We start from the raw sequence: 25,754 nt of genomic DNA, 5'->3' as shown, positions 1-25,754 counted from the left end.
TTAAAAAGCACGGATTTTTCATCCGTGCTTTTTTTAAATTAATCGACAACTAAAACCTAATTTAGTATCAATTTGATTATCTTTGAATCCTAAATACTCAATAAACCTATTTCGATCATCCACAATTTTCTGTTCATCTATAGACATACGATGGCGATTTTTTTGCGCTAAAGAATATGTTTCATCTACAGAAGCTTGATATATATGACATAATTCAAGCTGTTTCTTACTTTTTAACACCAAATTTTTTCCTGTCCGCTCGAAATCATTTCGTTTTAACGCTGCACTCCAATTTTCCAAATTTTTGAACATTTTTGCTTTCATCTGAGCTAATGCTTGATCGATTTCCTGTTGAGTCAATGGATTAATATTATTTAAATCCGCTTGTTCTTTATTTTCATTTTGTGCCATCACTTTAGAGGTCGTCATTCCTGTACAGATGATTACTATAATTCCATAGCTGTATTTTTTAATGTTTTTAATCATACATCCCCGTATCTAATTTATTTCGATAAATTTATGTTCGTATTAAACAACTGATATTTTAAAAAAGCCATTTTAATAATGTAATAGATTGAAATATTAAGGGATTAAGGCATTTTTTTTGCATTATCAATTCACTGATTTAATTATATATTTTTGGTATTGAATTTATGAAAAAAATGTTTCCATTAGGCTGTGCTGGACTAGGCATACAAGCCTCATCATTTGAACATCCAGTATCTCTTGAAGAACCATCAATAATGGAAAAATTCGATCTACTTGCAGAATCGAGCGTGTGGGATTTTATCGATCACATTCCGACTCATCGTGAAATGATTGATGATTACATTAAAGGGAGTCAAAAATACAATATTCCAGTTTATTCAGGTTACGGATGCTATATTTGGGGAGAACATGAAAAAATATTCAAAGAAAATATCGAGCTTACATGTGCCGTAGGCGCCAAGTACCACAACATTATGCTTGCAGCAAAAGACAGTAAATTCAACTATCTTAATGATCAACAAGTTGCTGATGCCTATTTATATTTTTATGAGTATGCTCAAAGTAAGGGTATAACCATTACCTTTGAAAATCACGTAGATAATTGGTCTGAAGATTATCGCCGGGTAGAGAAAGTTGCAGCTTTAGTCAATCATCAAGGTATTCCATTTAAAATGGCGATGGACTATAGCCACTGTATTTTCAAAATCGAAAATCCAATCGAATCTTATATCTCTTTTCAACATGACCAAGAAGCGATTAGAAAGCTTGATCCTTTCAACTGCGATAGTTTTGCAGATGATTGGTTAAATCAAAATTTGGTACATTGGGGGCAAATACGTCCTGCGGTTCCAAACGGGCCATTAAATACATGGTCCCAAGAATACAGCCCATGGGAAGGTCACGGACTTAATCGCCCTGGAAGAGGCATTCAATACCCATTTAGGCAGCCACCAAAAAATGCGTGTCCCCATGATGAATGGCATGCATATAAATTAAGCTGCACCCAAGAGGTCATTCGCAAGATGATTGACCATTATTTGGATCATGAGGATACAAATATTGAAATCATGACCGTGGATAATATTAATTTATGGTCCTATGGTTTGGGTTGGAAATATAATATGTTTGCAGATAGCTGCGACATAGCGCGCTATATTAGACAAATATATGCGGAAAGAGCATCAATTCATTATGCTAAAAAAGGGCTAAGTTCTGAGGACTTTATCAATCAATATCGCTCATAAATCATTAGAATAATTTAAAAAAAAGCATTATATAGATAATGCTTTTTTTGTATCGCGAGATTTAAGCTACTGCATTCTCTTCCGCTTTTTTATATGAACGATTATACATTTCTTCTAAATGCTCCCCTACTGTACATGGTGCATATAAAGGTAATTCACCTTCTTTCAATGTTCCTGGAACTGGCTCAATCACAGCGTGATAGTCTGGTTCATAAAAAAATGGAATTGAGTAACGATAAGCACCATTTGAAAAACTATTTTTTACTCGATGTGGATTGGAGTGATATAGACCATTGGTCCATTTTGGAATCATATCACCTAGATTAACTACAAATGTTCCTTTAATTGGTGGTGCTGCAACCCACTCTCCGTCAGGCATGCACACTTCTAATCCGCCTATTTGATCTTGTGCCAAAATGGTGACTGACCCCCAATCTGTATGCGCGCCAACGCCATATGTTTCATCATCATCTCTAGGTGTAGGTGGATAACGCAACATACGTAATGTTCCCATAGGATCTTTACTAGAAGCATCAAAATAGTTCGATGGCAGATTTAACGTTAATGCCAAAAGTTGCATCAGAAAATTTGCCAGTTTATACATTTCATCGATGTACTCCTGACAAATCAATTCACATTGAGGTAATTCTTCAGGCCACTGATTTGGACCATAGTTTTGATATTTAGCGATTGCAAAAGGATGATCTTGAGGATAATTACGACCACAATAAAACCCTTCTTTATAATCTGGCTTGCCGTAAGGGTCTAATTGCTGACCATTTAGTTTATCAAATCCACGGAATCCAAAAAAATTACGTACATCATATTTTTGCTTAACGTCTTCTGGAAGCGCCAATAATTCTTTTGCTAATGCAAACTGTCGCGTCATCATTTCTAAAGGAACTGTATGATTCTTCACATAGAAAAAACCTGAATGCATCGCAGCTTTTCTCAGTTCAGCAACTGCACGTTTAGTCGCCTCACTTTCTGGTTTGTTTATATCTACGCCTGCTAAATCAATTACTGGTATTCCCATTTTTATCCCCTTGTATCAGGTATACATCTTTTACGTTTTCATTATCTTGCTGAAACTTTCGACAATTTAGGATTGACTAAAATTTGTCTTAAAAGCTAAGTCTCAAACTTAAGTTTTTTCTGGTACAACGTCTGCTACTATTTGATTCTGCTTTTGCTTAGCTCGATTAAAAATCAGATTTAGAATAATTCCCGCAAATGTCGCCGTTGTAATGCCGCCGAGATCAAGTCCACCAACCATAATCGAATAGTTCCCTGCACCCATAATCACAGTCACTGATGCCACAATAATGTTGCCGTTTTGAGTAAAATCGACTTTATTTTCGATCCAGATTTTCGCACCAGCGATTACAATTAAGCCGAAAACAATCATTGAAGTCCCTGTCAAAATTGCGACAGGTAATGTGCTAATGAGTGCTCCAAATTTTGGTGATAATCCCAGAATAATGGCGACAATACCCGCAATTACAAAAACCACTGTAGAGTAAATACGCGTTGCCGCCATGACCCCAATATTCTCTGCATATGTAGTTAATCCTGTTCCTCCAACTGCACCAGACATAGAGGTACATACCCCATCTGCCAAAAATGCTCTACCCATATAGGGTGTAATATTTTTGCCTGTCATTTCACTTACAACTTTGAAATGCGCAAGATTTTCAGCAATAAGAATAAATGCGATAGGTAGAATCAGCAGAATTGCATTCATTTGAAATTCAGGTTGATATAAAGTTGGTAAACCAAACCATGCCGCATTTGAAACCGAGCTAAAATCGATTGGTTTGCCCATTCCCATCATGTTAGCTAAAACAAAATATACAAGATACGAAACTATCAAACCCACCAATAGCAATAATCGTCTCAACATTCCTCTTGTAAATACTGCGACACCACCAATACACATTGCGGTCAATAAAGCCATCCATGTATCAAACTCATTACCTGATACAGCTTTAATCGCCCCAGGTGCTAAATTTAATCCAACAATCATAATGATTGCACCAGCAACAACTGGTGGTAAAAGATTCTCCATCCATTGAGAACCCGTTTTCATTACAAGTAAACCCATCAAGGCATAGAAAATACCACATACCACTATTGCACCTAAGGCAATCCCAATATTTGGATTTAACCCTGAACCGGTATAGCCTGTTACAGCAATCACAGCACCAATAAAAGCAAAACTACCCCCAAGATAGCTTGGCACTCTCCCACCTGTGATAAGGAAAAATAATATCGTGCCTATACCAGATAACAGGATCGTTAGACTAGGATCAAACCCCATGAGCAGCGGTGCCAACACTGTTGCACCAAACATGGCAAATGTATGTTGAAGTCCAAGTACAATACTTTGTCCTGTAGGCAAGTACTCGTTCATGGCAACGGGAGTTTTTTCAATATCTCCTTGAAAAGGAGTAAATTTGGAAAACCAATTCTCTTTCATCACATACCACCCCATTGGTAATGTGAGCCAATGTCGAACATCTTTAGACATTGGCTGTACAATGATAAATTCATTTCGTTTAAGTACAAATCACAGTTCGTCTATCAAATTTATCGGAACCATATATTCACTTTAACTAAGCAACAAATATACCAATTGGTCGAATTTCTAATATTTCGTTTGGTTGGCAGCTAGTTTAAGATCAACAAAAATAAAACCTAATACTCTGTTTTATATAAATATTAATTTCATTAACAAATGAAAAAATTTGACCGTTTTGTATATTTTTTAGACTTTTACTCAAAAAAATTGGATTCCCGAAATATAAAATAAAATCGTATTTAAAATCATTATTTTAATTTTATTCTTAATGAATATTTCATCATATTAGCCAAGTTTTACTAAACTTTTATGCATTAAAAAAGGTCACCTTTCGATGACCTTACTGACTTAAGTTAAATCTTTAAATCCTTGTTGTCGCCATGCTTCATAAACAATCACTGCCGTAGCATTAGATAAATTTAAGCTTCTAGAATTTGGCGCCATGGGCAAACGAATCCAATGTTGCTTTGGGAACATCATACGAACATGTTCAGGTAGTCCGCGCGTTTCAGGCCCCATGAGTAAAGCAACTGGCCTATTCAGATTCGAGGTATGTGGTGTTTCGGTACCTTTGGTCGTTAAAGGATAAATCGAATCTTGATCCACACCTTGACTCGCTAGATTTTCCAGACATGCTTCAATATTATCCCATATCTGCATGCGAGCCCATTCATGGTAATCTAATCCAGCACGCTTTAACTTCTTATCATCCAGCTCAAAACCTAGCGGTTTGACCAAATGTAATTGTGCTCCTGTATTTGCACATAAACGGATAATGTTTCCTGTATTTGCAGGAATTTCTGGTTCGTATAAAACAACATGAATCACAATAATTTCTCAACTTTATAGCAGACTTTTACAGTTCGTCTTGCCATTTCAACTGTTCTCTTAATTTCACCACCTCACCAATAATGGTCAAAGTTGGCGCCTGAATTTGATTTTCTAACACTTTCGAAGCGATATCTGCCAAAGTCCCCACAACAACTTTTTGTTCTGGTGTCGTACCTTTAGAAATTAAAGCAACAGGCATGTCTGCTCGTTGACCATGTTGAATAAGCTTTTCACAGATTTTTTCTAATCCAACAAGCCCCATGTACAGTACCAATGTTTGGTGTTCATACACGAGTTCATTCCATGGAAGTTCAGGAGAACCTTCCTTCAAATGTCCAGTCAAGAAGCGAACACTTTGTGCGTAATCACGATGAGTTAAAGGGATACCCGCATATGATGAACACCCTGATGCTGCGGTAATTCCGGGAACGACCTGAAATGAAATTCCTGCCTCATAGAGTTCTTGAATTTCCTCACCACCTCGCCCAAAAATAAAAGGATCTCCTCCTTTTAAACGGCAGACACGTTTGCCTTCATTCGCATATTTCACGAGTAAAGCATTAATACCTTCTTGTGGAACAGCATGATTTGACCTTGCTTTACCCACATAGATTTTTTCAGCATCCCGGCGGCATAACTCCATAATAGCACCAGAAACTAAACGGTCATAAATCACAACATCTGCTTGTTGCATCAACCTTAAAGCTTTGAGTGTGAGAAGCTCGGGATCACCTGGACCTGCCCCAACTAAATAAACTTCACCTTTGGGTTTGTTCCATTCTATTAAAGACTGATGAATAATTTTTTCTGCTTCAGCCAGATTATTATTAAATACACGCTCTTTGAAAGGTCCAGCATACAGCTCTTCCCAAAAGATACGGCGTTCATCAGGATTTTCAATTTTTTGTTTTACACGTTTTCGCCATTCACCAGAGATTTTAGCTAATGTTCCGATTCCATGCGGGATTACAGTCTCAAGTTGAGTTCTAATCTGTCTGGACAATACTGGGGATGTCCCATTACTCGCAATTGAAATAACAAGTGGAGAGCGATCAACAATTGCAGGGACCATAAATCTGCAATGTGGTGGATCATCAACACTATTCACCAATACATTTAAGTTTTCACATTCTTCAAAAACTTGTTGATTCACTAAAGGCTGATCTGTGGCAGCAATCACTAAACGGTAATCGTTTAATTTTAAATCGTGATCTTCAAAATGAGCTTGAATGTATTGACCAGAGCTTTTCTCGACAATCTCTATAAGTTGCGCCTCAATCTCAGGTGAAATAACCGAAATTTTTGCTCCTGATTTTTGCAGTAACAGTGCTTTGCGATATGCAATATGCCCTCCACCGACAATCAAACAAGATTGCTGCTGCAATTTTAATGAAATTGGAAAAATATCCACTGAATCGATCCTCATATGCCCACTATATTTTAGCACCTTCTCCACGACTCAAGCTGCTTAAAAGTAAGCAAGTGGTAGCTTTTTTAACAGATGCATATCGATGAAGGGACCTAAAACGGATAAAACTTGAACTCTATTTGGATAGTCAAAAATCCTGATGATGCCGATGATAAGTTCAACAGTAAAGGAGATTATCGAGATGGCTGGTTCATATATTGATGTACATTCATCAGCAGGTTCGTTTAAAGCATATCTTTCAGTACCTGAAGCAGGTAAAGGTCCTGGTCTTGTGTTATGTCAGGAAATTTTCGGTGTTAATGAAGTTATGCGTCAAAAGGCAGACTTTTTGGCTGAAGAAGGTTATACCGTTATTGTTCCTGATTTATTTTGGCGTATTCAACCTAATGTAGAACTCGGTTATACCGAAGAAGACTTTCAAAAAGCATATGACTTATATACTCAATTTAATCAAGATCTGGGTATTGAAGATATCAAATCTACAATTGAAACACTCAAATCCCTTGAAACAGTTGATCAAGATGCAGGTACTGGATTGGTCGGATACTGCCTAGGCGGTAAATTGGCATATCTCGCAGCTTGCCGCATTCCAGATTTAAATTGTTCTGTTTCTTACTATGGTGTAGGAATCGAGCAAAACCTAGAAGAAGCAGTCAACATTCAATCCAAACTGGTACTTCATTTTGCTGAACAAGATCAGTTCTGTGATTCTAACACTCGTGATCAAATCCTACTTGCTCTGCAAAACAACTCAAAAGTCGAAACATATATTTATCCAGATGTCGATCATGCCTTTGCTCGCCCACAGAGTATGCATTATCACAAGCCTAGTGCACTCATGGCACATGAAAGAACCATTACAGCTTTACGCAAAGCAATAGGACCAAATTACGACCTTGCTGCGCTATGGGAAGAGCATGTTCGATTTGAATTTGACACTCGAAATGTTCCAGACACGATGGCAACAATGGTGGCAGAGCCTTATGTCAATCACATTCCAACATTGACAGGTGGCGTCGGCTACAAACAATTAGCTCGCTTCTATCAATACCATTTTGTTCATAACAATCCAAAAGATATGAAACTGACGCCTATTTCACGAACTGTAGGCGCAACTCAAGTCGTTGATGAATTCATTATGAGTTTTACTCATGATGAGGAAATTGATTGGTTAATTCCTGGAATTAAACCGACGGGAAAATATGTAGAGATTCCAATGCTTGGCATTATCAAGTTCCGTGGACCGAAACTATGTCATGAGCATATCTATTGGGATCAGGCAAGTTTACTGGTGCAAATTGGCGTATTAGATCCAACTGGACTACCTGTTGCAGGTGTTGAAACTGCCAAGAAACTTTTAGATGAAACTTTACCCTCAAATGAACTGATGCCAACTTGGCCATCCAGTGAAAATAAACCGATTGGCGAATAAAGGAACTCATTCTGACAATCAGAATTAAGATGAAGGATTATGATCATGTTAAATGAAATGACACCTGTAATACAGTTGGAGCAACGCTCGTTACGCCAACTCTTAGGTCAGTATGCAACTGGGATTACAGTAGTAACTGCATTAGATTCAAATCATAAAAAAATTGGAATGACAGCGAACTCATTTACTTCTGTATCGCTTGATCCACCTTTAATTTTATGGAACATCGCAAAATCTGCGACACATTTCGAAGATTTCAAACAGGCAGAATATTTTGCCATCAATATCTTGAGTGAAGATCAGTATCAAGAGTCTAAGCATTTCTCAAAATCTTCTGATGACAAATTCGAAGGCTTAGATGACGTTGATGAGTATATGGGCATCCCCATTCTAAATAAATCCTTAACCACTTTTGTTTGTCGTCAGTATGAGCTTCATGAAGCTGGGGATCACTACATTATTGTGGGGCAAATTGAAGCCTGCCGTAATCAGCTTGGAAATCCATTGGTGTTCCATAACGGGCAATATAAACAAGCAAATCTTCATCAAGCATTTGCTGGTGTATAGCGAATTCACGAAATTTAAGGATTTTTTAAAATGAATCAACATCACTTTTTCAATGATAATCGCTTTCTACTCGGCTCATTTGCTTCTAACTGCTCAGGTGGAATGACCATTTCAACTCTTGAAGATCGATGGAGTGCGAGCTGGGAAAAGAATCTCGAACTTGGAAAAATGCTAGATGAAGCTGGTATCGACTTCATGTTACCGATTGCTCGCTTTACAGGCTATGGCGGTGAAACAGACTTTCAGGGAACAATTTTAGAGACCATGACTTGGGCGGCCGCATTATTGGCTTTAACCAAAGACATTACAGTTTTTGCGACAATTCAGACCGTCCCCAATCATCCAGTTGTAGTTGCCAAGCAGATTGCAACGCTCTCTGAGATTAGTCAAGGTCGTATTGGACTCAACATCGTTGCAGGCTGGAATAAACCTGAATATGAAGCACTGGGTCTACATTTACCTGATGATCACGAAACTCGTTATGGTTATGCACAAGACTGGTATGACCTGATTAAAAAAGTATGGACCTGTGAAGAAAAATTTGATTTTGAAAGTAAGTTTTTCAAAACCAAAGGAACTTATGGAAAACCAAAACCACTTGTACATCCGCCTATCTTCAATGCTGCTGGTTCAAAAAATGGACGTGAATTTGCCGTTAATAATGCGGACTTTCTTTTTACACCAGCTTCAGACTTGGGCAGAAGCAAAATTGAAATTGATGAGCTTAAACAAGCAGGTCGCGACGTAAACCGAGAAGTCAATGTGATGACCTTCTCCCATGTCATTTGCAGACCTACACAAGAGGAAGCCAAAGCAGAATGGGATCGTCAATTAAACAATGCTGATACTGTTGCCGTTGACAATCTGATGAACTTAATGTTTGCACATGCTCAAAGTTTCCCAAAAGAGGTTCAACAATCCATTCGTGATGCAATGAGTGTAGGCCATGGTGGCTTTCCATTAGTCGGTACACCTGAACAAGTCGCGCAAGGTATTTTAGATTTACATGAAGCTGGTTTTAGAGGAACGACTCTTTCATTCCTCGATTATAGCCGCGAATTTCCGTATTTCCGTGATCATGTTTTACCAATTTTGGAAAAGCATAATATTCGTTAATCCACCACTTAAGCCGACAGTTTCACTGTCGGCTTATTTATTTTAAGAGGGAATTTAGCTGTGAATTATATTTTAAAGGGGTTATTCACTGGATCAATCTGCTTTGCATTAGGCACTGCAGTTCAAGCGGCAAATTGGAGTGATACTTCACTGGCTGTCAGTTATGGTCAAGATTTCTCAGAACCATTTAAAGACGGTGATTTTGACAAATATATTTTTAGTCTCGTACACCTAAGCGGCTATAAATATGGCACCAATTTTTTTCAACTCAATATGCATCAATCCTCAGCTGAACCAAATGCAAACAAAGCTTCTGGTCAAGGAGCTCAAGAGGCATATGCAATTTATCGTCATACCTTAGATATCCCAAGTATCACGCAACACAAACTGAATGATTCTAGTTGGTTCAAGACATATGGTTTTACAGTAGGTTTTGACTGGAATACAAAGAATGATGATTATGGTTCAAATCGACAAATGTATGTTGCTGGTCCAAGTGTCACATTAAATACACCAGGCTATCTTAATCTCAGTTTACTAGGTTATTACGAGAGCAATGATGCTAATGTACTGAGTAAAAAATATACCTATGATCCTTACTTAGCACTTCAAGTGCTTTGGGATTTTCCTATTATGCAATCGAATTGGAATTATCAAGGCATAGGTGTTTGGATGAGTACCAAAGGGAAAGATCCTTTTGGTGAGCCTACCGCCAGTGAAATCTTTGTAGACATGTCTTTAATGTATTCTTTACTTAAAGATAAATCTGCCAATCAACCAAAATTGAAAGCTGGGATTGCTTATCAATACTGGAAAAATAAATATGGTAATGATGCATCTGGTGTTGCTGGTTCAGGAGCGACCGCGAGTAGCCCTATGTTACGTGTCGCTTACCACTTTTAAATAACATATCAAATTAATCTAATTTAGTACCAAAAGAGTATTTTTATATTCTACTATTTTAGATTAATTTATTTATTTGAGATAAAACAAAAAAAGCAAAATCATGGATTGATTTTTGCATAAGTAATGATAAGCAAGCTAAGGATAGAGGTATTTATGTATAGCCAGCAACACAGGTCTATTTCTACGATTCAATCACATACGCAGAATATTCATGATGCCAACCATTGTCTTGATTTAATCATTGGCCCACATGATTTAGTCGATTTTAATCAATATGAACCATTGGATTTTAGTTTTAATGGATCGCAAATCGGTCGTATGATTATTGGGGATTTAACATATGGTAAAGATGTAATTTTCAAAACGCATACGCATGAAAATATGAACCACTTTTGTATAACGCGCCCTAAAAATGGGCGACCACTATTTAAAAAAGATGGTCAAACTTTTTACGCCTGTTATGATCAAGCATCCATTGTTTCACCTGAAGATAAATTTGAACTAATTATTGACAAAGACTGTGTGCAAACATTCATTTCTTTTTCAAAGACTTTTGTTGAAAAAATACTTTCAGATTTAATCTCTCAGCCAGTTACCGAACCTTTGGTATTTCAAAATGTGATGGATCAAAACAACCCGAAAATTAAAGCATGGTGGGATTTAATTGACAGTATTAAAAATTTCACAAACAATTTTACCAATACTTCATTTTTTCAAGAAATGCGCTCAGATTTTGAATATATTATCGTGAAGTCATTATTATTATCTCAACCCAATAACTATAGTGATTTAATTTATAAAAATACTTTAGATTATCCTGACTTCTTTACTCGCTTATTAGAATTCATACAAAAAAATATACATCAAAAAATTGAAATTTCAGATTTAGAATATGCATCTGGATTAAGCAAAAAAAAGCTGAATACAATTTTCAAAAAATATTTAAAATGCAGTCCAAATGCTTATATACGCCATTACCGACTTAAATGTATTTATAATGAAATTTCACAGTCTACGCATAAAATTAATATTACTGAAATTGCTTATAAATGGGGTGTTACACATTTAGGTCGTTTTTCACTTGAGTATAAAGATGCATTTGGGGAAAAACCGAGTGAGACCTTAAAAAAAATTATTGAAAGGCAAACAGGCAGTGCTCAACTCATTCATTAAAACACTAAAAAAAAAGCTAACTCAATTGAGTTAGCTTTTTTGTGTTTTATCGATTAATCGATAAAATTTTGTCCACCCATATAAGGACGTAAGACTTCAGGAATCTCAATCGAACCATCTTCACGTTGATAGTTTTCCATCACCGCGAGCAAAGTACGACCAACTGCTAAACCTGAACCATTCAAAGTATGAACAAACTCTGTTTTCTTTTGATCAGCACGGTAACGAGCTTTCATACGACGAGCCTGGAAATCCCCCATGTTTGAACACGATGAAATTTCACGATAGGTATTTTGGCTTGGTACCCAAACTTCTAAGTCATAAGTCTTCGTTGCACCAAAGCCCATATCACCACCGCATAGGATGATTTTACGATATGGCAATCCAAGCGCCTGTAAAATACCCTCAGCATGCCCTGTCAACTCTTCCAATGCTTGCATAGAGTCTTCAGGTTTAACAATTTGAACCATTTCTACTTTGTCAAATTGGTGCTGACGAATCAAACCACGTGTATCACGGCCATAAGAACCAGCTTCACTACGGAAACAAGGTGTATGAGCAGCATATTTCAATGGTAGACGCTCAGGATCAATAATCTCATCACGCACAAAGTTGGTCACAGGCACTTCAGCAGTTGGGATCAAGTAATATTCTTTGTCACCTTGAAGCTTGAACAAATCTTCTTCAAATTTAGGCAACTGACCAGTTCCACGTAATGAATCAGCATTTACTAAATATGGTACATAAGCTTCTGTATAGCCATTTTTCAATGTATGTGTATCTAACATGAACTGAGTTAGTGCACGTTGTAAACGTGCAAGCGGACCCTTGAGCACACTGAAACGAGTACCTGTTAACTTAGTCGCTGTTTCGAACTCGAGTCCACCCATCCACTCACCAAGATCAGTGTGATCTTTAATTTCAAAGTTGAATTCACGAGGCGTACCCCATTTTAAAATTTCAACGTTGTCATTCTCATCTTTGCCCTCTGGCACCGACTCATGAGGTAGGTTTGGAATAGAAAGTGATTTTGCTTCAATTTCAGCTTGTAGTTCTGTTAACGCAAGCTCAGCGGCTTTAATTTCATCTCCGATCGCGCTCATACGAGCCATGATTTCAGAGGCATCACCACCTGCTTTTTTGATTTGACCAACTTGTTTAGCACCCGAATTACGTTCTGCTTGTAAAGCTTCAGTCTTAGACTGAATTTCTTTACGACGAGCCTCTAAAGATGCCCATTCTTCTACGTTGAGTTGCACGCCACGTTTAGCTAAGGCTAAATTTACAGCCTCTATATTATTTCTAAGTAATTTCGGGTCGATCATGGTTAATCTTTTCAGGGAAAAAAACTGCCTATAGTGTAAGCGCTTCGTTGAAAAAAATACAGTCGAAGCGCTGACAGCTGAAGCTTATTGAATCAAATTAAAATAGAGTCAATTACTCAGCAGCGAGTTTGGGTAGGTTTGGAAGATATTCTGACTGTATCAAACCATTCACACTCACATAAGGTAAAGTGAGTTCAGACATTCCTTCAGCATAGGACGCGAGTTCATACAGCGGATAAACAAAGACGATACCATCAACTCCGTAATAGAAATTGTCACTTAATTCGAGTTTATCTTGTTCAATATTGTGATCTGTAAGCCACATACTATTAGCACTATAAAGTGTTTCTAATAGCTTTTTATTTTGACCTTTCACAATTAAATCTTGTAGTGCTATTCTTTTTTTAGTTTTTAAATCGAAATGAACATATTCTTTGTGGTACATCCCATGTGCTGCACCAGCAGGATATACATAGCTCAGATATTCAAAACTCGCTATATTCTGATGTTGACTTAAATAACGTACCACAGTCTGACTCTGACTCAACTTCAGCGGATCCACAGTTCTTGTCTCTGTGTTCTTAGTAGCCGATTGGAATGGTATAGGGTCTGCTTTTTCAATTCGATTTTTAAAATACGTATTAATCCACGGATGATTAGTTTCAACCGTTTGGAATGAATATTCTGTACACCCTGCCTCATCGCATACTTGCTTCTGTTTAGGCTTTAATTCGACGTTCTTCGATTCGATATACCAAGATTCTGATTGTTTTGCTTGCGCAGCAGTCTCATTGCTTTTTTTAGTTTCTGCATCAGATTTAGGCTGACAAGCGCCTAACATGATCATTGATGCACAAATAACACTCACTTTTCTAAACTGATTCATGTGATTTAGCATATAGCCTCCAATAAAATGAGTGTTTAACACAGAGACTATAAATTCTAGTAGACATCAATTCAGTTGAAATTTGTAGTTAAAAAAAGCAGCGATAAACGCTGCTTTTATATTATTGGTCAATAATGTCTGTGCCTTTAGGCGGTGTAAAGTTAAATGTTGAATCCGGAATACCTGCATTCACTTTCACATTACTAAATTTAACGTGTGTAGTTTGTCCTAATGAATCTTCTAAAATCATTAAGCTTGGCGCTTTATTTGCACCGAAACTAATGGTCAGACTCTGAAAGGCACCATCTTTCTGCTTAGGATATAACGTGTAATAAGTTTTAGCTTTATTTGGCTGTGTTACACGATATGACTGCATAATTTGGTTGGTATTACCAGACAATAATAATGCTGGTGTATTGGCAACTTGCTCATCCATATTTTGACGAATTGCCTGCTGTAGATCTGGGTCATAGATCCAAATCATCTTTCCAGAAGTCACAATTGTTTGTTTTGCTGGTGCTGTAGTTTCCCAATAGAACTTACCTGGACGAGCAACTTTCATCACCCCAGTAAAAGTCTGATTCATATGTTGAGCACTCAAACCTTGTTTTTGTGGTGCTTTACTAGATTTAGTTGCTTTCGTTGTTTGTTCAAAATTTGCCGTTAAACTTTTTATTCCGTTTAATTGACGAACCAAGTTTGCGGTCGCTTGTTGCTCCGAAGCAGCCACTGGCGCTGCGAAAACTTGAGTGCTTGCGACTGGTGCCATCATTGCAGCACTCATTGTAATTGCACCAATCGTTTTACGAAGCATTGTCATGATCCCACCTTTTGTTATTGATCATCATTTGATATGGAGTCATCTTAAACCAAATTTGATCGCTAATAATTGAGAAAATAAGAACTTTTGTATTGTTATTTAGCTAAATTGTTGAAAATACTTCATCATGATGAAGATTCACTTCAGTTCAAAAACTTTCTTTCAGATATAAAAAAACCCACTCAAGAGTGGGTTTTTTGGTTATGCCTGATAAAACTTATACAGTTTCAACAGATACATAACGACGGCCAAATTGACCTTTAACTTCGAATTTGATCACGCCATCAGCGGTAGCAAATAAAGTATGGTCACGACCCATACCAACGTTAGCACCAGCGTGGAACTCTGTACCACGTTGACGAACGATAATGTTACCAGCAGTCACAGCTTGACCACCGAACATTTTAACACCTAACATTTTAGGATTTGAGTCACGACCGTTACGTGTCGAACCACCGGCTTTTTTAGTTGCCATGTCTATTTACTCCTCGTAATTAGCCTGAAATAGCTGTAATTTTCAACTCAGTGAACCATTGACGGTGACCTTGTTGTTTACGATAGTGTTTACGACGACGCATTTTGATGATGCGGATTTTGTCGTGACGACCATGGCTAACTACTTCAGCAGTTACTTTAGCACCAGCAACAACTGGAGCACCAATTTGAATGCTATCACCGTTCACTAACATTAATACGTCATCAAACGTAATAGTAGAACCAGTTTCAGCTTTCAATAATTCAACTTTAAGGGTTTCACCCTCAACAACACGGTGTTGTTTACCACCGCTTTGGATTACTGCGTACATAATGTACTCCAACAGGCCCGTGTCGTCGTGCCGATAAAGGAATATATCGATCTTAAAACGAACGCCACTGGGGGTTATTCAAGGGCAAGGATTTTAAGTGATAATGAAATAAACAACAAGGTCTTTTGTCTAAAAGTTAACTTTCAACCCGAAATATCTATTTCTTACATGAAAATAACAATTTGCTGATTGATTAAACTATATTTATTCACAAAATGAACTACTTCGAATATCAAATAACATATCAAGTTTTATTGGTATTATGAAGATTAAATCACAAACATGAATAGAAACTGAACAACATTAAGAAAATCATGCATATTCATGTGGCAAAGCGACCAAAACTTTCACTTAAATTGTTACACTAGCTGAGTAACATCTACTGTTTGTATAAGGACTTCATTGTTATGGCCATCGATTTTAAGCAAGACATTCTCGCACCTGTTGCTACAGACTTTGCTGCGATGGACCAACTTATTAATGAAGGAATCAGCTCTAAAGTTGCTTTGGTGATGTCAGTCAGCAAACATGTGGTTGAGGCAGGTGGTAAACGCATGCGTCCTATTATGTGTTTATTGGCTGCTCGCGCTTGCGGTGAAACCAACCTAGAGCATGCCCAAAAGTTAGCTGCAATTATTGAAATGCTGCATACCGCTACACTGGTACATGATGATGTCGTAGATGAGTCTGGGTTACGCCGTGGTCGTCCTACAGCGAATGCAACATGGAATAACCAAACCGCTGTCCTCGTTGGAGACTTCCTCATTTCTAGAGCGTTCGATTTGCTCGTAGATTTGAACAATATGGTGTTATTAAAAGACTTCTCAACAGGAACATGTGAAATTGCTGAAGGAGAAGTACTTCAACTGCAATCTCAACATCAGCCTGAAACCACTGAAGCGACGTATTTAGACATTATTCACGGCAAAACATCTCGTTTGTTTGAATTGGCGACTGAAGGCGCTGCGATTCTTGCCAATCAACATCAATATCGTGAAGCACTCAGAAAATACGCAGGTCATTTCGGGAATGCATTTCAAATCATAGATGACATACTCGATTACACCTCTGACGCAGAAACACTTGGTAAAAATATTGGCGATGACTTAATGGAAGGTAAGCCAACACTGCCACTGATTGCTGCTCTACAAAAAACTTCTGGTGCAGAGCACGATATTATCCGTCGTAGCATCACTACAGGTGGGACTGAACATTTGGATCAAGTGATTCAGATTGTTCAAAACTCTGGTGCACTAGATTACTGTCGCGAACGTGCTGTTGAAGAAACTACAGCAGCTCGTGAGGCATTGTTACAACTGCCTGAAAGTATTTATCGTCAAGCGCTTGATAATTTGGCGCAATTAGCATTAGATCGAATCCAATAAACTTCAACTAAAAAAATTTGCGTATGCATATAAACTTTAATGATCTTTTTAAACAAATGCAGGAGCAACTTGACCATCATCAAGCGGCTCCAAACGAAAACATTCTCATTGAACTCGTTAATCGCATCCGTCCATCAGACAGTTATAACCTAGAAGAAATTAATCAAAAATTTCAGGCGTTGATACAAGCGTTATTAATTACGCCGACTGCAGCCACCACTTTTCAAGCCTATATCGTTCATCTGATCAATCGCTATAAACAAACCACTATTTATGCGGACAGTGGGATTCTTTCTCTAGATGGTTTTTGGAATCAGTTGGGTCAACGAATGGGAGCGCATGTTCTTCCCCTTTTGACCGATGAAACTGATTTAAAAGATTTAGTCTTCCGTGTCTTTCATTTACGTAGCGATAAATATTGGCTAGAAAATATTGAAGATCAGCAATGGATTCAGTTTTTTCAGATTGTCAATCAAAGTAATGGCAGCTTAGATGCAAAATTTGGCATCAAACGCGACATGATTAAAGCTATTACAGTTTTATCTTACCGTATCAGCGGTATTGGACTTTATCCTGAGTTTATTAATGCACAACCAGAACTGACTGAATATGAGTCACCTTTTTTGGTGCAGAATCGTGAAATCATTGAATTTATTGAGCTATACAAAAAACATTATAGTGAAGCTGATGATCTCACTGCTATGGTCGTACCCGACGCCAACCAAGCTTTGGTGATGATTGAGCAGTGTCGCGATGTTGTTTTAAAGATTCGTCGTGCTACGAAAAGAATTGGGGTAAGTTTAAGTCTCACTTATTTATTGTCTTTGCTTGAGCAATGTTTAGATCGTATTGAACTATTATTGAACTTATTGACTGAAACTGGAAAAGTTCAATACTTAGCACTAGCTGAGTTATGTCAAGATTTAGTTGCGGCTCACTATGAGGAGCGAAGTGTTCGAGAGCTTTTAAAAACAAACAGTGAATTAATCGCATTACAAGTCACTGAAAATGCCAGTAAAACAGGCGAACATTATGTAAGTACCAATAAAGCTGGTTTCTTCAGTATGTACAAATCAGCCGCAGGTGCAGGCGTCATTATCGCTATCATGGCGACCTTGAAGATTCTCACTGCGCGCATCGCCATGGCACCTATCATGCAAGCCTTCGCGTATAGCATGAACTATGCATTAGGTTTCATGTTGATCCATGTACTGCATTTTACCGTTGCAACCAAACAACCTGCTATGACTGCAGCTGCCCTAGCCGCGACAGTTCAACAAAAGAAAGGGTCTCGAACTGCACAAATTGCAGAACTTGCTGCACTGATTATCAATATTATCCGTACGCAGTTTGTCGCTATTCTCGGCAATATTTCCATTGCAATTCCTGTTGCAGCATTGATCACCATGATGTGGCCGTTGATTTTGGGTGAACAATTACTCAATCACAGTAAAGCAACATATTTACTTCATAGTTTGAATCCTTTTACATCCCTAGCAGTCCCACATGCAGCTATTGCAGGTGTATGTCTATTTTTATCTGGTTTGATCGCAGGTTACTTCGACAACATGGCAGTGTATCGTAAAGTCGGACCTCGCTTAAAAGCACATCATCGTCTAAAAAACTGGCTAGGTGCTGACAGACTGGAAAAGTTTGCAAACTATATTGAACGTAATTTAGGAGCACTAGCCGGGAATTTCCTGTTCGGAATCATGCTAGGCAGCATGGGGACAATTGGCTTTATTCTTGGTCTGCCTTTAGATATTCGTCATATTGCCTTTGCTTCAGCAAACTTTATGCAGGGCCTATTGAGTATCAATGGCACGCCTGAAATAGGGCTCATTATTGTTTCATTCCTTGGTGTATTATTAATTGGTTTGACCAACTTATTTGTCAGCTTTAGTCTCACTATTATTGTGGCATTACGCGCACGACGTGTTCGTTTTGAACAATGGAAACCTCTGGCAAAATTAGTATTTACTCACTTTGTTACACGACCAATGGACTTTTTCTGGCCCCCAAAACAACCTTTAGAGGTCGAAGATCCAATTTCACCAAAGAAATCTTCTCATTAGATATTTGTGTTATTTTTTGTGCTAAAAATAAGATGCACATTGTAATGAAATTACTATAAATTATGCTTTTACACTGACTTGAAAAAAAGTGTACTGGCGAGTACACTTTGACGCATTCATGCAATAAATGTATGCGACTATAATATAACTCAGGTTATTTTATATGCCTTACTTACTGATTTTAATAGGTTGTTTAGGAATAACGATAAGTAGTATAGGAATCTATATTCCAACGATACAACAGCTCGATCTCACTGCTGTTTCATGGATGAGTCAACACCGCAATCCCCTCATAGATGGAATTGCGGTTTTATTGTCTCATGTTGGCGGTTTACCGATCATGCTGATGTGCGTGGCGATCTGGACCTTACAGCAATGGCGATTAAAACAATATGCTAACTGTCTATTTATCTCACTTGGTCTCGTTGGTGGTGCCTGTCTTGGCTGGTTACTCAAATATACTTTCGACCGACCTCGTCCAAATGCAATTTATCAAATCGTTGAAACTTATGGAGCCGCATTTCCAAGCGCACATAGTCTCTATGCAGCAGTGATTGCTGGTTTGATGATCATGATCTTTCGAAACCATCATCAAAGTAGAATCATTTTTGTCGCTGCCTGTATATGGTTTGTTGGCATGGGTTTTTCACGGGTTTATCTCGGTGCTCATTACCCGACAGATGTTGTTGCAGGTTGGAGTATTGCGTTGATATGGCTGACTATACTGTGGTTAGTCCTATCACAACGCATAGCAAAGCAAACAATTATTTTTAGAGAAAAATCTAACGAGGTGGAATAATGATGTCGGCAAAGCTTTGGGCCCCTGCCCTCACTGCTTGTGCTCTTGCAACAAGTATTGCACTTGTGGGTTGTAGCAAAGATCCAAAAGATGCAGAGCAAGCCGCTGCACAACAGCAAATGCCGCCAACTGAAGTTGGTGTCATCGTTGCTCAACCACAAAGTGTTGAACAAACTGTCGAGCTTTCGGGTCGAACTTCAGCCTATCAAATTTCTGAAGTACGTCCGCAAGCAAGCGGTGTGATTTTAAAGCGTCTGTTTGCTGAAGGTAGTTTTGTGCGTGAAGGACAACCTCTGTACGAAATTGATGCAAATACCAACCGTGCGAACTTAGACAGTGCAAAAGCAGCCTTAGTTCGTCAAAAAGCCAATCTCAATGCGCTTCAAGTTAAAGCTGACCGTTATCGCCAACTTGTCGGTATCAATGCTGTGTCTAAGCAAGAATTTGATGATCTACAAGCACAAGTTAAATTGGCACAAGCAGATGTTGCAGCTTCAGAAGCAGCGGTGCAAAATGCGCAGATTAACTTAGGTTATTCTACTGTTCGCTCACCAATTTCAGGGCAATCAGGTCGCTCTAGTGTGACTGCAGGTGCATTGGTAACGGCTAATCAACCTGAAGCATTGGTAACAATCCAACAGCTTGATCCAATCTATGTCGATATCAACCAATCAAGTGCTGAGCTTCTTCGTTTACGTCAACAGTTGAGTCAAGGCAGCATCGACCGCAGCAACAATACTAAAGTTCGTTTAAAACTTGAAGATGGCAGCATCTACCCTATTGAAGGTAATCTTGCATTCTCTGATGCAAGTGTAAATCCAGAAACAGGGACAGTTACCCTACGTGCTGTGTTCTCAAATCCGAACCAATTATTATTGCCAGGAATGTTCACTAATGCTCAAATTGTGCAAGGTGTAATTCCTAATGCGATTTTAGTGCCTCAAGCGGCTGTGACCCGTACACCAACAGGTCAAGCGACTGCGATGATCGTGAATGCGAAAGGTGCAGTTGAAGTACGTCCAATTGAGACTGCAGGTGTGCAAGGTAAAGATTGGATTGTGACCAAAGGTCTAAATACGGGTGATAAGGTCATTGTAGATGGTGTGGCGAAAGTTAAACCCGAACAACAAGTTGTAGCTAAACCTTACCAACCTCAAGCTGCAGCACCTCAAGCCGGCAAAGATGGTCAACAAGCAAAGCCAGCAGCTCAATCTGAACAAAAAGCTACTTCAAATGCATAAGGAGTAGACTGAATGGCTCACTTTTTTATCCATCGCCCAATCTTCGCTTGGGTGATTGCATTGGTCATCATGTTGGCGGGTATTTTATCCCTCACCAAGATGCCAATTGCGCAATACCCAACGATTGCACCCCCAACGGTATCGATTTCTGCAACATATCCGGGTGCATCTGCTGAAACTGTTGAAAACACAGTAACGCAAATTATTGAACAACAAATGAATGGCTTGGATGGGTTGCGTTACATCTCATCTAACAGTGCAGGTAATGGACAAGCTTCCATTACACTAAACTTTGAACAAGGTATCGATCCTGATATTGCTCAGGTACAAGTTCAAAATAAACTTCAATCAGCGACTGCACTTTTGCCTGAAGACGTACAACGTCAAGGTTTAAAAGTTACCAAGTCTGGCGCAAGCTTCTTACAAGTTATTGCTTTCTATTCTGAGTCAGATGCATTAGATGCAAATGACATTAAAGACTATGTAAATTCAAATATCTCTGAACCACTTAGCCGTGTGACTGGTGTTGGTGAAGTGCAAGTATTTGGTGGTTCATATGCTATGCGAATTTGGATGGACCCATCCAAAATGGCCAACTTGCAAGTTACACCAAGTGATATTGCAAATGCATTAAGAACTCAGAATGCGCAAGTGGCGGTAGGTCAGTTAGGTGGTGCACCTTCTGTACAAGGTCAAGTTTTAAATGCGACTGTAACTGCTCAAAGTCTTTTACAAACACCTGAACAATTTTCAAATATTTTCCTTAAGAACTCACCAAATGGTGCACAAGTTCGTTTAGGTGATGTCGCTAAAATTGAATTAGGTGCAGATAATTATGCATTTGACTCTAAATTTAATGGTCAACCTGCAGGTGGTGTAGCGATTCGTTTGGCAACAGGTGCAAATGCATTAGATACAGCCCAAGCGATTGAAGATCGTTTAAAAGAATTACGTCCAAACTACCCAACAGGTATGGTGGACAAACTTGCTTTTGATACAACACCATTTATTGAGCTCTCAATTAAAAGTGTTGTGAAAACCTTAATTGAAGCGATTATCCTCGTATTCTTGGTCATGTTCTTGTTCTTACAAAACTGGCGTGCAACCATTATTCCAACAATGGCTGTTCCAGTGGTTGTATTGGGTACATTTGCCGTGATCAACATGTTCGGATTCTCGATCAACACATTAACCATGTTCGCAATGGTTCTCGCCATTGGTCTTTTGGTGGATGATGCGATTGTCGTCGTAGAAAACGTTGAACGTGTGATGGCAGAAGAGCATCTTGAGCCTGTGGAAGCGACTGAAAAGTCGATGGGACAGATCTCTGGTGCATTGATTGGTATTACCTCTGTCTTAACTGCAGTATTCGTACCTATGGCATTCATGGGGGGTACGACAGGTGTAATTTATCGTCAGTTCTCTATCACGCTCGTTACGGCAATGATTCTTTCATTGATTGTTGCATTAACCTTTACCCCTGCATTGTGTGCGACCATGTTGAAAAAACATGATGTCAACAAACCTCAAAGCAATAACATTTTTGCCCGTTTCTTCCGTTGGTTTAACAATGGTTTTGACAAAATTTCGGTGAAATATCAAAACGGCGTAAACCGTTTAACACATGCCAAGCTATTTGCAGGATTGGTCTATGGTGTTGTGATTGCTGTGATGGGCTGGTTATTTGTCAACCTTCCTTCTTCATTCTTACCAGATGAAGACCAAGGTGTGGTGATGACTCTCGTTCAGCTTCCACCGAATGCAACGCTTGAACGAACAGGTAAAACAATTGATCAAATGACAGGCTTCTTCCTCAACAACGAGAAAGAACATGTTGAATCTGTATTTAGTGTTGCTGGTTTCTCGTTCACGGGTATTGGTCAAAATGCGGGTCTTGCCTTCATTAAGTTGAAAGACTGGAAAGACCGTACCTCTCCTGAATCTCAGGTCGGTGCCATTATCCAACGTGGTATGGCACTGAATATGATTGTGAAAGATGCCAGCTATATCATGCCTCTTCAACTTCCAGCAATGCCGGAGTTGGGCGTGAGTGCAGGCTTTAACCTACAGTTAAAAGCAGCTGCAGGTCAAAGTCACGAGCAATTATTAGCAGCACGTAATGCTGTACTCGGCTTAGCTTCTCAAGATCAGCGTTTAACAGGTGTTCGTCCTAACGGACAAGAAGATACGCCTCAATATCGTGTCATCGTCGATCATGCTCAAGCAGGTGCTATGGGAGTCAGCATTGCTGAAATCAATAGTACGATGGGTATGGCATGGGGTGGTTCATACATTAATGACTTCATCGATCGTGGTCGTGTGAAAAAAGTGTATGTCCAAGGTGAAGCGAGCTCTCGTATGATGCCTGAAGACTTAGACAAGTGGTATGTCCGCAATAACCAAGGTACGATGGTTCCATTCTCAGCGTTCGCAACAGGCGAATGGACTTATGGTTCACCACGTTTAGAGCGTTATAACGGCGTTTCTTCCATGAACATCACAGGTACTCCAGCTCCAGGTGTGAGTTCGGGTGATGCAATGGCCGCGGTTGAAGAAATCATTGCAAAGCTTCCTTCAATGGGCTTACAAGGCTTCGATTACGAATGGACAGGTTTATCTCTCGAAGAACGTGAGTCTGGCGCACAAGCACCATTCCTTTATGCTCTTTCGTTATTGATTGTCTTCCTCTGCTTGGCAGCCTTATATGAAAGTTGGTCTATCCCATTCTCTGTACTCATGGTTGTGCCATTGGGTATTGTTGGTGCACTTGCCTTAACATTCTTGGGAATGATTATTTTGAAAGATCCAAACCTTTCAAATAACATCTACTTCCAAGTGGCGATTATTGCCGTGATTGGTTTGTCCGCGAAGAATGCGATCTTGATTGTAGAATTTGCGAAAGAGCTTCAAGATCAAGGTGAAGAACTCTTCGAAGCAACCTTACATGCCGCGAAAATGCGTTTACGTCCAATCATTATGACCACATTGGCTTTCGGTTTTGGTGTTCTTCCACTAGCTCTCGCTTCTGGCGCAGGTGCAGGAAGTCAACATTCCGTGGGTTATGGTGTACTTGGTGGTGTAATCAGCTCAACACTTTTAGGGATCTTCTTTATTCCAGTGTTCTATGTATGGATCCGAAGTATCTTTAAAACAAAACCAAAACAAAATAAACAGGAGCAAATTTCGTGATGCAAAACGTATGGTCTATTACAGGTCGTAGCATTGCGGTATCTGCAATTGCGCTTGCTTTGACAGCATGTCAAAGCATGCGTGGTCCAGAACCGGTCACTCAAGCCAATATTCCAGGAAGTTATCTTGGCAATGCTTCTGGTCCATCTATTGCGGAGCAAGGTTATAAAGATTTTTTTGTAGATCAACGCTTAATCCAAGTTTTGGATTTAGCCTTGGCAAATAACCGTGATCTTCGTAAAGCGACGCTAAATATCGAATTAGCACGTCAACAATTTCAAATCAGCCAAAACAATCAATTGCCTACGATTGGTGCAAGTGGTGGTGTTTTACGACAAGACACGGTCAATTCGCCAAGCCCAGTAACAACCTATAATGTAGGTTTAGGTTTAACGGCTTATGAAATTGATTTTTGGGGTCGTGTTAGAAGCTTGAAAGACAATGCCCTAGACACTTATCTTTCAACTGCAAGCGCACGTGATGCCACTCAAATTGCCTTGATTAGCCAAACAGCTCAAGCTTGGTTGGCTTACTCATATGCGCAAGCGAATCTTAAGCTCGCTGAACAGACGCTAAAAGCTCAACTTGAATCTTACAATCTCAACAAAAAACGTTTTGATGTGGGAATCGACAGTGAAGTTCCGCTTCGTCAGGCTCAAGTTTCTGTTGAGACGGCACGTGGTGATGTTGCTGAATACAAGACTCAAATTGCACAAGCGGTTAATGCGTTAAACCTCCTTGTAGGTCAACCACTACCTGACAATTTATTGCCTAAAGAGAGAATCACACGTGTGACATCAACCACTGCTTTTGCGGCTGGTTTGCCAAGTGATCTACTCAACAACCGTCCAGATGTTAAAGCGGCTGAATATCAGCTAAGTGCGGCTGGTGCGAATATTGGTGCTGCAAAAGCGCGTTTATTCCCAACCATTAGCCTCACAGGTTCAGCAGGTTATGCATCAACAGACTTAAGTGATTTATTCAAGTCTGGCGCTTTTGTTTGGTCTGTTGGTCCTAGTCTAGATATACCAATCTTTGACTGGGGTACACGTCGTGCCAATATTAAAGTCTCTGAAACACAGCAACAGATCGCATTGTCTGATTATGAAAAATCAATTCAATCTGCGTTCCGTGAAGTGAATGATGCTTTGGCAGTGCGTCAAAATATCGGTGAACGTTTAACTGCACAACGCCGTTTAGTTGATGCGACCAATACAACCTACAAACTCTCAAATGCCCGCTTCCGCGCTGGTATTGACAGTTTCTTAACCGTATTAGATGCGCAACGTACATCGTATAGTGCTGAGCAAGGTTTATTGCTGCTTGAACAAGCGAACCTTAACAACCAAATCGAGCTCTATAAATCACTCGGTGGTGGCTTAAAAACTAATACTACGGATCAAGTGATTTATCAGCCTTCAAGCTCAGATTTAAAATACGACAAGAAGTAATTTTTTGTT

General features: G+C 39.1%; 22 protein-coding genes. 12 read left to right on the top strand and 10 right to left on the bottom strand.

The window, feature by feature from the left end; translation table 11 throughout:
• Positions 1-33: 33 nt before the first annotated feature.
• Positions 34-486 carry a hypothetical protein gene (locus AC1M9H_RS05615; protein WP_481612943.1) on the bottom strand — a complete coding sequence of 151 codons (453 nt, stop codon included), beginning with the start codon at positions 484-486 and terminating at the stop codon, positions 34-36.
• Positions 487-653: 167 nt separating this feature from the next.
• On the opposite strand from AC1M9H_RS05615, the gene AC1M9H_RS05610 reads away from it, so the two are divergent.
• On the top strand, positions 654-1,733 hold the full coding sequence (locus tag AC1M9H_RS05610) for a hypothetical protein (RefSeq protein WP_481612942.1): 1,080 nt from the start codon (positions 654-656) through the stop codon (positions 1,731-1,733).
• 61 nt (positions 1,734-1,794) lie between these two features.
• Here the strand turns inward: AC1M9H_RS05610 and AC1M9H_RS05605 are convergent, their stop codons facing one another.
• The 4 genes from AC1M9H_RS05605 to cysG all read right to left on the bottom strand — a co-directional run bounded on the left by AC1M9H_RS05605 (position 1,795) and on the right by cysG (position 6,556).
• Positions 1,795-2,769, bottom strand: coding sequence for an isopenicillin N synthase family dioxygenase (locus AC1M9H_RS05605; protein WP_481591773.1), 975 nt, complete (start codon positions 2,767-2,769; stop codon positions 1,795-1,797).
• Between the two features lie 108 nt (positions 2,770-2,877).
• Positions 2,878-4,212 carry a solute carrier family 23 protein gene (locus tag AC1M9H_RS05600; protein ID WP_481612995.1) on the bottom strand — a complete coding sequence of 445 codons (1,335 nt, stop codon included), beginning with the start codon at positions 4,210-4,212 and terminating at the stop codon, positions 2,878-2,880.
• A gap of 450 nt (positions 4,213-4,662) precedes the next feature.
• Complete coding sequence (locus AC1M9H_RS05595) at positions 4,663-5,142, bottom strand: tRNA (cytidine(34)-2'-O)-methyltransferase (RefSeq protein ID WP_035267879.1); 480 nt, start codon at positions 5,140-5,142, stop codon at positions 4,663-4,665.
• Between the two features lie 28 nt (positions 5,143-5,170).
• Positions 5,171-6,556, bottom strand: a complete 1,386-nt coding sequence (gene cysG, locus AC1M9H_RS05590; RefSeq protein WP_481612941.1) for a siroheme synthase CysG — start codon at positions 6,554-6,556, stop codon at positions 5,171-5,173.
• Positions 6,557-6,755: 199 nt separating this feature from the next.
• Here cysG and AC1M9H_RS05585 point away from each other — a divergent pair, with 199 nt between their 5' ends.
• From AC1M9H_RS05585 to AC1M9H_RS05565, 5 genes are all read left to right on the top strand, one after another.
• A complete protein-coding gene (locus tag AC1M9H_RS05585) occupies positions 6,756-8,006 on the top strand; it encodes a dienelactone hydrolase family protein (protein ID WP_481612940.1) in 1,251 nt (416 codons plus the stop codon).
• Between the two features lie 45 nt (positions 8,007-8,051).
• The gene (locus tag AC1M9H_RS05580) at positions 8,052-8,573 is read left to right on the top strand and encodes a flavin reductase family protein (RefSeq protein WP_179997732.1); all 522 of its coding nucleotides are present in this window, start codon (positions 8,052-8,054) and stop codon (positions 8,571-8,573) included.
• 30 nt (positions 8,574-8,603) lie between these two features.
• On the top strand, positions 8,604-9,689 hold the full coding sequence (locus AC1M9H_RS05575) for an LLM class flavin-dependent oxidoreductase (protein ID WP_481612939.1): 1,086 nt from the start codon (positions 8,604-8,606) through the stop codon (positions 9,687-9,689).
• Positions 9,690-9,749: 60 nt separating this feature from the next.
• Positions 9,750-10,592 carry a hypothetical protein gene (locus AC1M9H_RS05570; protein ID WP_481591770.1) on the top strand — a complete coding sequence of 281 codons (843 nt, stop codon included), beginning with the start codon at positions 9,750-9,752 and terminating at the stop codon, positions 10,590-10,592.
• A 156-nt stretch (positions 10,593-10,748) separates the two neighbouring features.
• Positions 10,749-11,768 (top strand): AraC family transcriptional regulator, encoded by a 1,020-nt coding sequence (locus tag AC1M9H_RS05565; RefSeq protein ID WP_481590631.1) that lies wholly within the window; start codon positions 10,749-10,751, stop codon positions 11,766-11,768.
• Positions 11,769-11,821: 53 nt separating this feature from the next.
• Here the strand turns inward: AC1M9H_RS05565 and serS are convergent, their stop codons facing one another.
• The 5 genes from serS to rplU all read right to left on the bottom strand — a co-directional run bounded on the left by serS (position 11,822) and on the right by rplU (position 15,605).
• Complete coding sequence (gene serS, locus AC1M9H_RS05560) at positions 11,822-13,093, bottom strand: serine--tRNA ligase (protein ID WP_035267865.1); 1,272 nt, start codon at positions 13,091-13,093, stop codon at positions 11,822-11,824.
• A 112-nt stretch (positions 13,094-13,205) separates the two neighbouring features.
• Positions 13,206-13,991: an RsiV family protein gene (locus tag AC1M9H_RS05555; protein WP_481612938.1), complete on the bottom strand. Its 786-nt coding sequence runs from the start codon at positions 13,989-13,991 to the stop codon at positions 13,206-13,208.
• A gap of 109 nt (positions 13,992-14,100) precedes the next feature.
• The gene (gene lolA, locus AC1M9H_RS05550) at positions 14,101-14,799 is read right to left on the bottom strand and encodes an outer membrane lipoprotein periplasmic chaperone LolA (protein WP_035267863.1); all 699 of its coding nucleotides are present in this window, start codon (positions 14,797-14,799) and stop codon (positions 14,101-14,103) included.
• Positions 14,800-15,016: 217 nt separating this feature from the next.
• A complete protein-coding gene (rpmA, locus tag AC1M9H_RS05545) occupies positions 15,017-15,274 on the bottom strand; it encodes a 50S ribosomal protein L27 (RefSeq protein ID WP_035267862.1) in 258 nt (85 codons plus the stop codon).
• 19 nt (positions 15,275-15,293) lie between these two features.
• Positions 15,294-15,605, bottom strand: coding sequence for a 50S ribosomal protein L21 (gene rplU, locus AC1M9H_RS05540; RefSeq protein WP_035267860.1), 312 nt, complete (start codon positions 15,603-15,605; stop codon positions 15,294-15,296).
• Positions 15,606-16,012: 407 nt separating this feature from the next.
• Between rplU and sdsA the strand changes: the two genes are divergently transcribed.
• The 6 genes from sdsA to adeK all read left to right on the top strand — a co-directional run bounded on the left by sdsA (position 16,013) and on the right by adeK (position 25,745).
• A complete protein-coding gene (gene sdsA / locus AC1M9H_RS05535; protein ID WP_035267858.1) occupies positions 16,013-16,990 on the top strand; it encodes an All-trans-nonaprenyl-diphosphate synthase in 978 nt (325 codons plus the stop codon).
• Positions 16,991-17,013: 23 nt separating this feature from the next.
• Positions 17,014-19,065: a site-specific recombinase gene (locus AC1M9H_RS05530; RefSeq protein ID WP_481612937.1), complete on the top strand. Its 2,052-nt coding sequence runs from the start codon at positions 17,014-17,016 to the stop codon at positions 19,063-19,065.
• 163 nt (positions 19,066-19,228) lie between these two features.
• The gene (locus tag AC1M9H_RS05525; RefSeq protein WP_481612936.1) at positions 19,229-19,864 is read left to right on the top strand and encodes a phosphatase PAP2 family protein; all 636 of its coding nucleotides are present in this window, start codon (positions 19,229-19,231) and stop codon (positions 19,862-19,864) included.
• Complete coding sequence (locus tag AC1M9H_RS05520) at positions 19,864-21,105, top strand: efflux RND transporter periplasmic adaptor subunit (RefSeq protein ID WP_481612935.1); 1,242 nt, start codon at positions 19,864-19,866, stop codon at positions 21,103-21,105. The genes AC1M9H_RS05525 and AC1M9H_RS05520 overlap by 1 nt, the downstream gene beginning before the upstream one ends.
• Before the next feature lie 12 nt (positions 21,106-21,117).
• Positions 21,118-24,294 (top strand): efflux RND transporter permease subunit, encoded by a 3,177-nt coding sequence (locus tag AC1M9H_RS05515; RefSeq protein WP_481591766.1) that lies wholly within the window; start codon positions 21,118-21,120, stop codon positions 24,292-24,294.
• Positions 24,294-25,745: a multidrug efflux RND transporter AdeIJK outer membrane channel subunit AdeK gene (gene adeK, locus AC1M9H_RS05510; protein WP_035267849.1), complete on the top strand. Its 1,452-nt coding sequence runs from the start codon at positions 24,294-24,296 to the stop codon at positions 25,743-25,745. Before AC1M9H_RS05515 ends, adeK begins: the two co-directional genes overlap by 1 nt.
• Positions 25,746-25,754 lie beyond the last annotated feature (9 nt).

Source organism: Acinetobacter sp. ANC_7512, assembly GCF_056779935.1.
This window is presented reverse-complemented; position numbering and strand designations above follow the sequence as displayed.